Source organism: Sphaerisporangium flaviroseum (assembly GCF_039537005.1).
GTDB classification, from domain to species: Bacteria; Actinomycetota; Actinomycetes; order Streptosporangiales; family Streptosporangiaceae; genus Sphaerisporangium; species Sphaerisporangium flaviroseum.
In genome coordinates, this window is record NZ_BAAAZR010000029.1 from 24,816 (window position 1) to 37,433 (window position 12,618).

The following is a 12,618-nucleotide window of genomic DNA, read 5'->3' on the forward strand; positions in this document are numbered from 1 at the left end:
CGACCGCCACCGGGCCGCGCAATCGCCCACCGTGCCTCTTACCCTCCGTTGGGGTCAGAGCGGGTGTCGGGGGCGAACTGCGCCATCGCGACTTGGACCGCCGCGGCGATGTCGTCGGCACCGGCGGTGCCGGAGGACTCGATGACGGCCGTCCAGGCGTGCACGGACCCCTTGAAGAACTCCTGTGCTTCTGGGGAACTCGCCGCGGCGACGGGGTCGGCGATGATCTCGCCTCGGAGGAACAGACCCAAGCCCAAGAACGCACCATCCCACCCGGGTCCCACATACAGAGCGCCCGCGCCGCTTCCGGCCATCTCGATGGGAACGGTGTGTTCGAGCTCAAGGACGGTGTCGCCGTCCCCGTCCGGGGTAAGGCGCAGTTCGACCAGGCTGGTCGGCCCGCCGAAGGTCACCTTGAGCAGGCGGGGCGGCTCGCATCTGAGGATCTCGCCACCTGCGTTGCCTTCGAGCTGGAACGTCCCGCCGACGCGCAGGTCACCGCTGATCGGGTAGAACCAGCGCTTGACGCGATCGGGGTCGGTCATGGCGTCCCAGACGTCTTCGATCGACGCGTTGTAGCCGCGCCGGAGGAGGACGCCGATGCCCTCACCGCCCTCGATCGGCTGCTTTCCGACCTGGCGGTGGATGGCCTGGAGTTGGCCGGCGATATCGATCATCTGTCTTCCTTGTCGTTGTCGGTCGGCTCGGTGGCCGTTGAGGTGTCCGCGTCGTTCGTGCGGCGTTCGCGCTTCCCTCGTGCAAGTTCGGTGGCCAACGCGTCCAGGTGCTGGCTCCAGAACCTGCGGAAACGCTCCATCCACATGTCGATCTCCTGCAGGGGGGCGGAGTCCACGGCGTACAGGCGGCGCGCGCCTTGCGCCCGGACCGTCGTGAACCCGCTCTCTCGCAGCACGCGCAGGTGTTGTGACACCCCCGGCTGGGAGATCCCGAACTCCGCCTGGATGACCGCGGCGATCGCGCCGGAGGTCTGCTCGCCGTCGGCGAGCAGCTCCAAGATCCGGCGTCGGACCGGATCCCCGAGAACATCGAACGCGTGCACTTCGCCATTATTGCGCGGCGACTTATATAAGTAAAGAGCTAAATTCGATGACGCAGAGGCGCGCGGGGGCCGGGGTCACGAGGTGACGGTGCGAGCCCTGGAGGGGTCCGCCGACGTACTCGACGCCATCGACGCGCCGGGCATCGACCTTGCCGCACACGAGAAGTTCGACACTCCCCCGGCCCTGCTCGACCCATCGCCACGCCGCCGCTGACCGCTCCTCCGGTTCACCTCATCCCAGAAACCGCCTCGCGCCACGCAGCCTGGTCCGAAGCCGCCGCTGGGTCATGCCGCACTCCAAGCGCACATCGAGCGGGCCGGGCACGTTGGTGTCCGCTCGCCGGCCTGAAGGCAATCGGTCCGCGTCGAGTCCATCACGCCGGGCGATGAGCAGCCCAAGCTCGTATCGGCTCACCGCATCGGCTCCGGCCACATGGTGGACGCCGTGATATTCGGATGCGGCGAGTTCGAGGAGCGCCGCGGCGAGATCGCCGACATGCACAGGACATCGCACGTCGTCGGTGAACAGCATTCCGCTCGCCCTGCCGGTGGCCAGTGAGTGCACCAGCGCCTCGTGCGGAGAGTCACCGTCACCGATGATCAGGGATGTCCGGGCTATCACCGCGGTGGGCGCGATCGCGCTCACCGCCGTCTCGGCGGCGGCTTTGGCCGCACCATACGGGCTGATCGGGTCAGGGACGCACGTCTCGTCATAGTGAATCGCGGCACCGGAGAAGACCGCGTCACTGGACACATGGACCAGGCGCCCACCTGCCGCGGTGGCGGCGAGAGCCACGTTCACGGCTCCGATCGCCGTGGTCGCCCAATCTGTCTGCCGGTACGCGGCGTTGATGACCACCTCTGGCCGAACTGCGCCGATCAGCGCGTCGACGTCCTCTCGTCGACGCACATCGAGCGGCACCCACTTGACACCCGCGGTCTCTCCCGGCCGGGTCAGGTAGGTCGCGGCCACCTCGTGCCCGGCCACCGCACACTGCCGAGCGAGTTCCCTGCCGAGAAGACCACTGCCACCGACGATGAGGAATCCCATGGCCGGTCACCATAGCCGTTCGCCTTGCCCGGGCCTGTCAGCGCAGGCCGACGCGCCGTCTGGAGCCAAGGTGCTCGTGGCGAAGCTCGTCCATGAACTCGTGCCAGAGCGTGGGGCCGCCTTGTTCGAGCAGTTCGGCGCGAGCGTTGAGCGCGCTGCTTGTGGGTCGGTGGCGAAGTGCCCAGCTGCCCAGCTGTGCGAACAGGGGGATGAGTTGGATCGCGGGTTCGGTCAGGCTGTAGCGTGCCCGCTGGCCGGCTCGGGTGTCCTCGCGGGTGAGCAGTCCCGACGTGACCAGTCGCTTGAGTCGGTCGGCGAGAATATTCGAGGCGATGCCCTCGATCGAGCCGGCCTGCAGCTCTCGGAAGTAGCGGCGGTCTGCGAAGACGATGTCGCGCAGGACGATCAGGCTCCAGCGATCGCCGAACACCTCGATGGCGGCGTTGATCGGGCACTCCGACCGCGGTTCCTTCGCTTCGCCCATAGTGGTTGCAATCTACCACCGCCAGGTACTACCGTCTCGACGAGCGGTTGCAGATCACAAGCGGAAAGGGGCCGCCGTGCTGAGGCAGGTCGCGGATGGTGTGCTGGTCCACGAGAGCGAGTTCTGCCAGAGCAACGCCGTTGTCGTGCACGGCCGCGCCGGTGTGTTGCTCATCGACCCCGGGGTGCAGGACCACGAGATGACCTGCCTCGCAAGCGACCTGTCCGATTCGGGCCAGACCGTCGTGGCGGGCTTCTCGACACATCCGCATTGGGATCACCTGCTCTGGCACGCCCAGCTCGGCGCGGCGACGGGACGCCCGGCTAGCTCGTGTGACCGCGGCACACCACCCTCCGCCGCCCGGAGGGGCGATTCCTCCGCACGGTCGCGGAAGTGGCGAGGGTAGCGATGAGTGAGATACAGGAACAGATTCAGCGTCATATCGATACGCTGGTCGGCGCCGGCGCGGAGACCGGTGTGCAGGTCGCTGTGTATCACGATGGCGCGCTGATCGTCGACGCGGTGGCCGGCACGGCCGACCCGGTCACCGGGCGGCCGGTCACCTCCGGTACGTCAATCTTCAGTTTCTCCACTGGCAAGAACGTGGCGGCCACGCTCGCGCATCTGCTCGTAGCGCATGGTTTCCTCGGTTACGACAGCCCGGTCACGGACCTCTGGCCCGAGTTCGGTGTGCACGGCAAGGCCACGGCGACACTGCGGCATGTGCTGACCCACACGGTCGGTCTTCCGGCCATGCCGCGCGAGATCACCCCGGGCGAGCTTTCCGACTGGTTTAGGGTATGTGAGTCGCTGGCCGCGGCTGAGCCGCGCTGGCGGCCGGGCGCCGCCGTGGGTTATCACTCCTACACCTTTGGCTATCTCGTCGGCGAGCTGGCCCGCCGCGCGACCGGGCGGCCCATGTGCGAGCTGCTGCATGAGTGGATCACTGCGCCGCTGGGTATCGAGGGGCAGCTGTACTTCGCCGCTCCGAAGGAGTCGCTGCCGGGGTTGGCGCGCCTGGAGCAGCAGGCACGGCAATGGCCTGCCGGCCCGGACGACGGTGATGCGATCCTCGCGCCGTGGGAAAACCGGCCGAGTGCCGATTTCGGCAACAACGGCGAGATCCTGCGCGCCGATATACCGTCGGTGGGTATTGCCACTGCGCACGGTCTTGCCGCTATGTTCAACGCCGTTCTGCAGGGCAGGCTTGTGGGCTCTGCGCGGTTGGCGGAACTGTCCGCGCTCGCGCTCGAGGGTGTGGATCAGGTTTTCGGTACTCCGGCGCGGATGGCGCTGGGCTTCCCGATCGGCAGGATGGGCGCCCCTGCCGAGGAGAACTCCGTGGCATTCGGATGGCCGGGCGGGGGCGGAAGTTACGCCTACGCGGACCCCGCGCGGGGGGTCGCCTTCGCGCTGACGAAAAACCGGCTCGTCCCGAACTTCGACACCGCGCTGTCGGTCACCACGATCCTGGCCGACTATCTTGCCGGGACCCACTGAGCTTTCCCCGCGGATGCTCCGGGGCGGAATTCGGGACGATCACAAGGAGCAAATCATGTCCACTCATACGGCCGGCGACTCGACCGCGCCGCAGACCAGCCTCGGTCCGTTCTCCTCGCCAGGCGCCAGTCCGACGCCGTGGGAGGCGACGGAGTGGGCATTGCGCCGGATCCAGAAATTCCAGCTGTGCACGGTGCGCCGGGATGGCCGCCCTCACGTGACACCGTTGCTGGCGATCTGGGCGCTCGGCGCGATGTGGTTCACCACCGGCGACAACGAGCAGAAAGCCAAGAATCTCAGCGCCAACCAGCACTGCGCGCTGACCACCGGAACCGACACCCTGACCGGCATGGACTACGTCATCGAAGGCACTGCGAGCCTGGTCACCGACCAGGCCACCAGGGAAGCCGTGGCGACCGCGTTCGAACAGGCCTATGGCTGGCAGCTCACCCGCGAGGACGGAACCTGGTATCAACTGGGCGACGCCATTCGGACCGGGAATGTTCAGCTCTACCGGGTTCAGGCGGACAAGGGGTTCGCCTTCGCCACCGGTAGCGAGTCGTCCCAGACTCGTTACCGGTGGAGCTGAGGGCACAGGGCCTGGCTGCTCACGCCGCCCGCAGAGCCTCGGCCAGCATCCGACGGACGCCTTCCCGGACGATCTGGTCGATCAACGACGACTCGCCCGGGGCGGGTCGGTCGCTGTAGCTGACACCCCACATGATCACTTTCTAGGCGGCTCTGGGATTAGAGACACCTTTGTCCACCAAATGGTTCGACCGAAACATTTTCCTCCGCATCAGCGCCCGGGACTTCGCCCGCCGGACCGCTCACCGAGATCGTCATCCAGCTCGGCCTCAGCGACGACGACGCCATCACGCCCGAGGCCTCGATGGAAGGTCGTGAACGCGGTCATCGCCGACATCGTGCAACGACGCCTGCTGTGAGGCAGGAAGGTCGCGGTCATATCGCCCCGGGAGGGCCGGGCATGGCGATACCGAAGATCCCCTGCGCCCGGTACGTGGTGAGTTTCCTGGCCTCGCCGGTCCTGACGTTCACCGCGTAGGCCGTGAAGGTCCGGTACGGCGGATCGATCTGCGCGGGCTCGTCGTCTGGCACCTCGGAGGCCGGTCTGCAGCGGACGGACGTCGTCAGGGCCGTAACCTCGTCGGCGCTGCGCCACGTACGCAGGTAGATCGTACTGACGTCAGCCGACAGGCCACGGATGGGGACGGTCTTCCGCTTCTTGCCGGTGAGCGGGTCCAGCAGGACGAGGTCGCCCATCTGGCAGGGTTTCTCGGCGGTGCTGTGGTTTTCGACGGCTGCGACGGTCTTGCCGTCCGGCGCCAGCGGGCTGAAGGCGTAGTGCTGCGGCAGGATGACCGCCGTGGAGTTGCCCGGTGAGGTGGGCGGCCACAGGTTGGAGATCGTGCGCAGCTGAGAGTTGGGCGAGTACTCCGCGAGGGTGATGGTGGCTCCATCCGGTGACAGGCCGATGGGGACCCAGCGGGCCGGAAGTTCGCGGACGACCCTGTCGCGCATGTCGAAGAGCAGCGCGGGATCCTTGAGATCGGGGACCTTGCTCAAGGCCACGAACCGGCCGTCGTCCGACAACATCAGCCGCGTCACGCTGTACAGCCATGTGTTCGGGGGCAGCTTCATCGGAGCCGTGGTCTTCGCGCCCGAGGCCAGGTCGCGGACCTGGAAGGTGCCTTCCTTCGCGCTGTAGTATGCGATCTTGCGGCCGTCCCGGCTGATCGCCAGCGGGCTGTCCCGCAGGCCGGTACGACCAGGGCTGAGGCTCGGCAGCGCCTCCGGCACGTGGTAGGTCCTGCCGCTGCGGGTGACCACTCGCCAACCCCCGTCCCGGCAGTGTGACGGAGCCTTCCCGCTGACTGGCTTGCAGAAGGTCTTGTACGCGTGGCTCAGCGGCCCCACCCCACGCGCGGGCAGGTCGTCCTTGCCCGAGGTGGTTGGAGTGGGCGCCTGCGGCATCAGCCGCACGGCGAGCGTTCCGCCGAGCGCGATGACCACGACCATGGCCGCCGCCAGGAGCGAGATCGCGGTGCGCCGCCTGTGGTCGCGCGTGGCGATCGTGCGTTCGGCCAGGTCCACCCGTGGTGCCTCGTCGGCCAGTTCGACGAGCACATCTCGCAGCCACGTCATCCGTAGACCTCCTCGGTCTCCAGGCCGGCGAGCTTCGGCGCCAGGCCGGGCGCTAGTTTGCGCAGGCGGGCCAGCGCGTAGTGGGTCTGGCTCTTCACCGTCCCGATCGAGCAGTTCATCAGCTCAGCGGTCTCCCGTTCCGTGCGGTCCTCGTAAAAGCGCAGCACGATCACCGTCCGCTGCCGGGGCGGCAGTCCCATGAGGGCCTGGCGCATGACGAGCCGTACGAGGGTGGAGTCCTCGCTGGAGTGCGGCCGGTCGGGAGGTTCGGCGGCCAGGAGCTCAGTCCAGACCCGGCGCCGCCGCCACGAGATGTGCTGGTTCACCAGCGCTTTGCGCGCGTACGCCTCGGGGCGCTCGACGTGCGACAACCGGGACCAGCGCCGCAGCACCTTCAGCAGGACGCTCTGCAGCAGGTCCTCGGCCTGGTGGGCGTCTCCCGTGAGCAGGTACGCCGTGCGCATCAGCGCATGCTGGTGCGCGGCGACGAACTCACGGAAGCTGTCATTGCGATCCAAGACGACTCCTCTCGACCGTTACGACGCCGGAGAGGAGTGGAAAGGTTCGGTCCGCGCTAGAAGTGGTGCAGGCATGAACCGAGTCAGACGCCCCAACCGAGCGGAATCGTCGCAGGTCGCTACACGCGACCACCTGCGGGGAAGTCGCCCGGGATGGCCTCGCCTTGGTCCTCGACGACCTCCAGGGATCTCCCCGCTCGATTGTCCTGGTCGCGGCACGATCGTTGTTCGCGTTCTGCCGCAAGCGGCGCGGCATCTTCCGCGACCGCCACCAACACGATGACGATCACCCTAACGATCGGCCGTCAGGCTCCGCGGTGTCTTTCTGCCGTATTCCGGCCGTCCCCCTCCCACGACGTGCAGTTCCACCGCAGCGGTCAGAAACGGCTGCGCCACCCGGTGGTCGGCCGGCTCGACCTGAACTTCGAGTCGATGGAGCTGCCTTCAGAGCCCGGCTTGATCCTCAACGTCTACACCGCCGCTCCGAACAGCCCCGCCGCCGACGGTCTGAAGATGCTCGCCAGCTGGGCGGCCACCCAGGACCTCGCCGAGGCCCAGCAGGCGGCCCCGGACCAGACCTGACCTCCCGCCACCGACATCTGACGCCCGCCTCCGTCCTGTGCCCGTTATCGGTGCTCCGTGTTGCCTGACGCCGTCGCCTTCCGCAGGTGGGCAAGGACAGGTTCGCTCTGGCCCACCACGGAGTGCCCGACCCCCGGCAGCAGGCGCACCGCTGCGTGCGGGACGGCACCGGCCAGACGTCGCGCGGTGTCCCGCGAGTCGAGCATGGCGTCTCGTTCGCCGGCGATGACCAGCACGGGCATGGTCAGACGTCGCAGCGCGGCATCGGAGAACACCGGCAACGGCTCCTTGCGTGGGTGAAAGTGCCGGAAGGTAAGCGCCATGCCTTCGAGGAACTCCTCGGAACCCGGCATGTCGAGCCCCGCGACGGACCTCAGCGTTCTGCGCGACCCCCACCGCCCGAACGGCTTGAGCAGCAGAGCCTTGAGTATCCAGCCCCACTTCTGCCTGCCGATGCCGCCGGGGCACAGCAGTGTCAGGCGGTCCACACGGTCCGGGCGGCGGATGGCGTAGTCCACCGCCAGCCAGCCGCCGAGTGAGGCACCGACCATGGACGCCTGTGTCACCCCGAGCCCTTGGAGGACGTCGTCCAGCCAATGGGCGTACGCCTCGGAGTTCAGCGGCGGACGGGAGGGAGCGCTCAGCCCGGGTTCACCGATCATGTCGACGGCGTAGACGCGGAAGTGCTCCGCCCAGGAGGCGACGTCCGCGATCCACATCGCCGCGTTGGTGCCCGAGCCGTGGAACAGCAGCAGGGGTGGTGCCTGCTCACGGCCGGAGACCACGACGAACGTCTCCCCCTCGCGCGTCGGCACGCGCCGGTGCTCGCAGGGAACGGGCCATGCGCGCAAGGTCTGGACGTATCGCTCGCGGACTCTCTGTCCGCCGGCCTCGGTCTTGTAGATGGCGGTCATGACATCACCACCGTGTTGATGTACTTCAGCAGTCGCACACTATCCATAAATTCACCCTAACATCCCTTACGCAAGGAAGGTTAGGGAAGTTTAGGGAGTCTTAGAGATATGTCCGACCCGCTGACGCCGCGAGGCGCCCGTCCGGCCGACGTCAGGAGCTTGTGAGGATGACGAGTTGCCGGGTCGCTCGCGTCATGGCGACATAGCGGTCGACCGCTCCTTCGATGCCCTTGCCGAACGTCTCCGGGTCGATGAGAACGACCAGGTCGAACTCGAGCCCCTTCGACAGCTCCGGAGTCAGGGACCGGATGCGGGACGTCGTCCGGAAGGTGGGATCACCGATGACGCAGGCGATGCCGTCGGCATGAGCGGCGAGCCAGTTGTCGAGGATCGAGCGCAGATCCGAAGTGTGGCCGTGGACGACGGGGACGTCGCTGCGACGAATGGAGGTCGGCACGTTGGCGTCCGGGAGCACGGCCCGGATGACCGGCTCGGCTTCCGCCATGATCTCTTCCGGCGTCCGGTAGTTGACACTCAGGGAGGCCAACTCGACCCGGTCGAGCCCGATCCGCTCGAGCCGTTCCTGCCACGACTCCGTGAACCCGTGCCTGGCCTGGGCGCGATCCCCGACGATGGTGAAGCTCCGGGACGGGCAGCGGAGCAGCAACATCTGCCACTCCGCGTCGGTCAGTTCCTGAGCCTCGTCCACGACGATGTGCGCGAACGGGCCGGCGAGCCGGTCCGGTTCGATGCCGGCCGTTACGGTCTCGTCGACCAGGGCGTCCCGCATGTCCTGTCCGTGCAGCATCGTCACCACACCTTCACCGTCGTCATCGGCCTCGAGCAGGGCGTCGACGACCGTGGCCATGCGCTCGCGCTCGGCGGCGACCGAGGCTTCATGGCGGCGCTTACGTCGCGACGCCTCCGGGTCGCCGAGCCGCTGTCGTGCCGCGTCCAGGAGCGGCAGGTCGGACGCCGTCCAGGCCTGGGCGTCCTCGCGCTGCAGGCGCCGAACGTCGTCTGGGCTGAGCCAGGGAGCGCACATTCGCAGGTAGGCGGGTACCGACCACAGGTCTCCGACCAGGTCAGCCGCTTCGAGCAGCGGCCATGCGCGGTTGAAGGCCGTGAGCAGCTCCCTGTTCCGCAGCAGCGACTTGCGGAGCAGGTCAGCCGGGGCGTCACCCTCGTGCTTGTCCACCAGGATCGTGAGCAGCTCCTTCCAGATCTGGTCGCGCGCGTCATTGTGCGGAGTACCGGGCTCTGCCGCTTCGAACGCCTCGGCCCAGTCGTCGGGGCTCAGCCAGATGTCGGACCAGGGGGTCGTGACCGTCATCCCATTCTTCGGCGGGTTCTCGTAGAACCTGACGGCCGGCTCGATCGCCTTGACCACGTTCGCGGACGACTTCAGGCGGACCACGTCCGGGTCGGTCTCGATCGCCGCCGCGGCTCCCTCGGCGACGAGGTCCCGCAGGGTGCAGGTCTGCACGCCCTCCTCTCCGAGGCTGGGGAGGACGTCGGCGACGTAGGCCAGGTAGGGCTGGTGCGGACCGACGAAGAGCACGCCGCCCCGGTGGTGACCGAGGCGAGGATCGGAGTACAGGAGGTAGGCGGAGCGGTGCAGAGCGACGACGGTCTTCCCCGTACCCGGACCGCCGTCGACGACGAGAGCGCCGCGGGATCCCGCGCGGATGATGGCGTCCTGGTCGGCCTGGATGGTGCCGAGCACGTCTCGCATCCGGGCCGACCGGTTGCCGCCCAGGCTGGCGATGAAGGCGGACTGGTCGTCGAGCGCGGCGTGCCCTTCAAGCCCGTCCGAGGTGAACACCTCGTCCCAGTAGTCGCTGATCCGGCCGCGGGTCCAGCGGTACCTGCGGCGGCTTGCCAGACCCATCGGGTTGGCGTGGGTGGCTCCGAAGAACGGCTCAGCCGCGGGAGAGCGCCAGTCGATCAGCAGCCGACGACCCGCGCTGTCCGTGAGGCCGAGCCGTCCGACGTACACGGGCTCGGGGTCGTCCGCGCTGACCATGTGTCCGAGGCACAGGTCCAAACCGAAGCGACGCAGTGCACGCAGGCGAGCGGTCAATCGGTGGATCTGCATGTCACGGTCCATCGCCTGCCGGCCTTTGCCGCCGGGCGCCTTGCGCTCGGCATCGAGGCGGTCGGACAGGTCGGCGATCGACTGCTCGAGACTCTCCGCGATGGCCGCGAAGTGCTGCTCATCGCCGGCGATCAGCGTCGGGTCGGCCTTGGAGGAAAGGTGGTCGGGAAGATCAAACGCACTGGTGGTCAGCGGGTTCACCTCATCGGCTCCGATCTTGGGTCGCTAGCGACCATTGCGCGTGGCTCGAAACCCCGCATGGATCACACGGAAACGGGCGGCATCTCTCGGCTGACCGCGTCGAGCGGCAGCGTCGCGGCCACCGTGGCCCCGTCGGTGCGGATCGCGGCGGCCATGGTGGTCGCTCGTGCGCGGGTCTCGGGGGTCAGGGCCGTCCTGAGCGCGGCTGACAGGGACTCGGCGGTCGGAGCCGGACCGTCATGTGCCGCGCCGATGCCCAGCTCGGCCACCCGGCCTGCCCAGTACGGCTGGTCCGCCGCCCGGGGTACCACCACCTGGGGCGCGCCGGCCCGGGCGACCGTCGTCGTCGTGCCCGCGCCGCCGTGGTGCACGACGGCGGCCACCCGTCCGAACAGTACCTGCTGGTCGACCCCGCCGACGACGAAGCAGTCGTCCCGCTCGTCGATCAGCGCCAGGCCGACCCAGCCTCGGGCGACGAGCACGCGGCGGCGCGACCCATACGTCGACAGCGATACACGCACTTCGAATCCCCCAAGTTCCCGCAGGCTCTGGCCTCGGCCGCCGATTCTGCAGCATGACCCGGGTCTTGCCGCAAGCCCCCCGGTGCGCTATACGTTGAGAGTGGAAAGGAGTGGGTACTCCCCTTTCCCTTCATCGTCCGCGTGGACGGACGAACCCTTCACCAACCGGCGGCGCGCCGCGTACGCCCGTACCGGCCCCACTGATGCCGAGCTCGGCGTCGAACACGGGCCAAGAAATACCGGACAGGTGCTCCGGCGGATCCTCGAGCCCCCGGCGGCCGGACCTTGATCGACCTGCGGGCCCAGGGTCGGGACGTCCCCGACGAGGTACCGGCGCACATTCCGCCTGCATGGCGAGGGGCGACCGGCGACCGGCCCAGGACGCGCGGGGCTCTTACAGGCTGTGATGACACGCCCTGCTTGAGGCCGCGTCACGGGGCCGTGGCCTGCCGGGCGCGGAGAGCCCGGAGCTTGTGACGGTTGCCGCACCGCTCCATCGCGCACCAGCGCCGGGCGCCGGGGCGGGAGGTGTCGACGAACACCAGCGGGCAATTGTCGCTCGCGCACTCGCGGATGCGCTCGGAGAGTGGCCCGGACAGCAGCTCGATCATCTCCCGCGCCAGCGTCGACAGCGCCTGCGTTGCCCGCACCGGCGGCGCCCATCCCACGGTCGTGGCGCCGGCGGCGAGCTCGGGGGTCAGCGGCGCCGCGGCCGCGGCCCGGTTGATGGTGGCGATGGTCCCGGCGGGGAGGGGGCGACGCGCCGCCTGGGCGTGCGCCGCGTCCCAGATCGCCTGGCGGAGGGTCTTGGCCGCGGTCAGCTCGCGGGCCGTCACGGGGACCGTCATGACCGCGGCCAGCGGCGGCTGGGCCAGCCATTCGCCGAGGTCGGCAGGCTCGTGGAGGGTCTCGAACACCGCGTACTGCCCCTCGCCACCCGTGTGGGCGAAGTCCAGGCAGACGGCGCCGGCGTCGAACCGGAACGACCCGCCCTTGGGGTCGTGCAGCACCCGTCCGGTTGCGTTCGCTCGCATGAAACCACTATAACTGGTAGCGCCACCGAAACCTGTTTAACTGGTTTCATTAGCAGAGGAGGCAGCACATGGGTGTACGGCATATCAACCCCGAAGGGCTCCACCGCAGCCCGGCTTTCAGCCAGGCCGTCGTGGTCGAACAGCCGGCGAAGACCATCTACATCGGCGGGCAGAACGGCGTCGACGCCGACGGCAAGGTCGTCGGTCCCACGCTCGGAGAGCAGGCCAGGCAGGTGTTCCGCAACCTCGCGACCATCTTGGAGAGCGAGGGGGCGAGCCTGGCGAACATCGTGCACTGGTCCATCGCCGTGGTGGACGGCCACACCTTCGACGAGGGCGTGGCCGCCTTCCAGGAAGTGTGGAACAGGGCCGACCCGCCGCCGGCCATCACGGTCCACTTCGTGGCAGGCTTGGGCCCCGGGTTCCTCGTCGAGATCGACGCCGTCGCCGTCGTGTAGAGCCGAAGGATCACGCGATGGCCGGCTTCAT

16 protein-coding genes are annotated in these 12,618 nt (G+C 68.4%); 6 read left to right on the forward strand and 10 right to left on the reverse strand.

Going from position 1 to position 12,618, the window contains the following annotated elements; genetic code table 11:
* Positions 1-38: 38 nt before the first annotated feature.
* Both ABD810_RS29880 and ABD810_RS29885 read right to left on the reverse strand, forming a co-directional pair.
* A complete protein-coding gene (locus tag ABD810_RS29880; protein ID WP_344947929.1) occupies positions 39-677 on the reverse strand; it encodes an SRPBCC family protein in 639 nt (212 codons plus the stop codon).
* On the reverse strand, positions 674-1,060 hold the full coding sequence (locus tag ABD810_RS29885; protein ID WP_344947932.1) for an ArsR/SmtB family transcription factor: 387 nt from the start codon (positions 1,058-1,060) through the stop codon (positions 674-676). Before ABD810_RS29885 ends, ABD810_RS29880 begins: the two co-directional genes overlap by 4 nt.
* Positions 1,061-1,142: 82 nt before the next feature.
* Here ABD810_RS29885 and ABD810_RS29890 point away from each other — a divergent pair, with 82 nt between their 5' ends.
* Complete coding sequence (locus tag ABD810_RS29890) at positions 1,143-1,274, forward strand: hypothetical protein (protein ID WP_344947935.1); 132 nt, start codon at positions 1,143-1,145, stop codon at positions 1,272-1,274.
* Positions 1,275-1,292: 18 nt separating this feature from the next.
* On the opposite strand, the gene ABD810_RS29895 is transcribed toward ABD810_RS29890, so the two are convergent.
* Positions 1,293-2,111, reverse strand: coding sequence for an SDR family oxidoreductase (locus tag ABD810_RS29895; RefSeq protein ID WP_344947938.1), 819 nt, complete (start codon positions 2,109-2,111; stop codon positions 1,293-1,295).
* Positions 2,112-2,148: 37 nt separating this feature from the next.
* Entirely contained in the window at positions 2,149-2,595 is a 447-nt protein-coding gene (locus ABD810_RS29900; RefSeq protein ID WP_344947940.1) for a winged helix-turn-helix transcriptional regulator, read from the reverse strand.
* A 76-nt stretch (positions 2,596-2,671) separates the two neighbouring features.
* Between ABD810_RS29900 and ABD810_RS29905 the strand changes: the two genes are divergently transcribed.
* Genes ABD810_RS29905 through ABD810_RS29915 form a run of 3 tightly spaced genes read left to right on the forward strand, consistent with a single transcriptional unit; the run spans position 2,672 to position 4,684 of the window.
* Entirely contained in the window at positions 2,672-3,001 is a 330-nt protein-coding gene (locus ABD810_RS29905) for an MBL fold metallo-hydrolase (RefSeq protein WP_344947942.1), read from the forward strand.
* Between the two features lie 2 nt (positions 3,002-3,003).
* Complete coding sequence (locus ABD810_RS29910; RefSeq protein WP_344947946.1) at positions 3,004-4,095, forward strand: serine hydrolase domain-containing protein; 1,092 nt, start codon at positions 3,004-3,006, stop codon at positions 4,093-4,095.
* Between the two features lie 55 nt (positions 4,096-4,150).
* Entirely contained in the window at positions 4,151-4,684 is a 534-nt protein-coding gene (locus ABD810_RS29915) for a pyridoxamine 5'-phosphate oxidase family protein (protein ID WP_344947949.1), read from the forward strand.
* A 374-nt stretch (positions 4,685-5,058) separates the two neighbouring features.
* On the opposite strand, the gene ABD810_RS29920 is transcribed toward ABD810_RS29915, so the two are convergent.
* Together ABD810_RS29920 and ABD810_RS29925 are read right to left on the reverse strand one after the other, a co-directional pair.
* Positions 5,059-6,261, reverse strand: a complete 1,203-nt coding sequence (locus ABD810_RS29920; protein ID WP_344947952.1) for a hypothetical protein — start codon at positions 6,259-6,261, stop codon at positions 5,059-5,061.
* On the reverse strand, positions 6,258-6,779 hold the full coding sequence (locus ABD810_RS29925) for a SigE family RNA polymerase sigma factor (protein WP_344947955.1): 522 nt from the start codon (positions 6,777-6,779) through the stop codon (positions 6,258-6,260). The genes ABD810_RS29920 and ABD810_RS29925 overlap by 4 nt, the downstream gene beginning before the upstream one ends.
* A 279-nt stretch (positions 6,780-7,058) precedes the next feature.
* Here ABD810_RS29925 and ABD810_RS29930 point away from each other — a divergent pair, with 279 nt between their 5' ends.
* Complete coding sequence (locus tag ABD810_RS29930; RefSeq protein WP_344947958.1) at positions 7,059-7,361, forward strand: MmyB family transcriptional regulator; 303 nt, start codon at positions 7,059-7,061, stop codon at positions 7,359-7,361.
* 44 nt (positions 7,362-7,405) lie between these two features.
* Here ABD810_RS29930 and ABD810_RS29935 read toward each other — a convergent pair whose 3' ends face one another.
* From ABD810_RS29935 to ABD810_RS29950, 4 genes are all read right to left on the reverse strand, one after another.
* The gene (locus ABD810_RS29935) at positions 7,406-8,275 is read right to left on the reverse strand and encodes an alpha/beta fold hydrolase (RefSeq protein WP_344947961.1); all 870 of its coding nucleotides are present in this window, start codon (positions 8,273-8,275) and stop codon (positions 7,406-7,408) included.
* 151 nt (positions 8,276-8,426) lie between these two features.
* Complete coding sequence (helR, locus tag ABD810_RS29940) at positions 8,427-10,574, reverse strand: RNA polymerase recycling motor ATPase HelR (RefSeq protein WP_344947964.1); 2,148 nt, start codon at positions 10,572-10,574, stop codon at positions 8,427-8,429.
* A gap of 62 nt (positions 10,575-10,636) precedes the next feature.
* Positions 10,637-11,095 carry a glycosyltransferase gene (locus ABD810_RS29945; RefSeq protein ID WP_344947967.1) on the reverse strand — a complete coding sequence of 153 codons (459 nt, stop codon included), beginning with the start codon at positions 11,093-11,095 and terminating at the stop codon, positions 10,637-10,639.
* 431 nt (positions 11,096-11,526) lie between these two features.
* On the reverse strand, positions 11,527-12,129 hold the full coding sequence (locus tag ABD810_RS29950) for a CGNR zinc finger domain-containing protein (protein WP_344947970.1): 603 nt from the start codon (positions 12,127-12,129) through the stop codon (positions 11,527-11,529).
* 68 nt (positions 12,130-12,197) lie between these two features.
* Between ABD810_RS29950 and ABD810_RS29955 the strand changes: the two genes are divergently transcribed.
* On the forward strand, positions 12,198-12,587 hold the full coding sequence (locus tag ABD810_RS29955; RefSeq protein ID WP_344947973.1) for a RidA family protein: 390 nt from the start codon (positions 12,198-12,200) through the stop codon (positions 12,585-12,587).
* Positions 12,588-12,618: the final 31 nt, after the last annotated feature.

Coding starts and splice junctions, on each gene's coding strand:
- ABD810_RS29950 (WP_344947970.1), bottom strand. CDS start 12,129: ATGCGAGCGAACGCAACCGGACGGGTGCTGCACGACCCCAAGGGCGGG.
- ABD810_RS29915 (WP_344947949.1), top strand. CDS start 4,151: ATGTCCACTCATACGGCCGGCGACTCGACCGCGCCGCAGACCAGCCTC.
- ABD810_RS29935 (WP_344947961.1), bottom strand. CDS start 8,275: ATGACCGCCATCTACAAGACCGAGGCCGGCGGACAGAGAGTCCGCGAG.
- ABD810_RS29900 (WP_344947940.1), bottom strand. CDS start 2,595: ATGGGCGAAGCGAAGGAACCGCGGTCGGAGTGCCCGATCAACGCCGCC.
- ABD810_RS29895 (WP_344947938.1), bottom strand. CDS start 2,111: ATGGGATTCCTCATCGTCGGTGGCAGTGGTCTTCTCGGCAGGGAACTC.
- ABD810_RS29955 (WP_344947973.1), top strand. CDS start 12,198: ATGGGTGTACGGCATATCAACCCCGAAGGGCTCCACCGCAGCCCGGCT.
- ABD810_RS29920 (WP_344947952.1), bottom strand. CDS start 6,261: ATGACGTGGCTGCGAGATGTGCTCGTCGAACTGGCCGACGAGGCACCA.
- ABD810_RS29910 (WP_344947946.1), top strand. CDS start 3,004: ATGAGTGAGATACAGGAACAGATTCAGCGTCATATCGATACGCTGGTC.
- ABD810_RS29880 (WP_344947929.1), bottom strand. CDS start 677: ATGATCGATATCGCCGGCCAACTCCAGGCCATCCACCGCCAGGTCGGA.
- ABD810_RS29930 (WP_344947958.1), top strand. CDS start 7,059: ATGACGATCACCCTAACGATCGGCCGTCAGGCTCCGCGGTGTCTTTCT.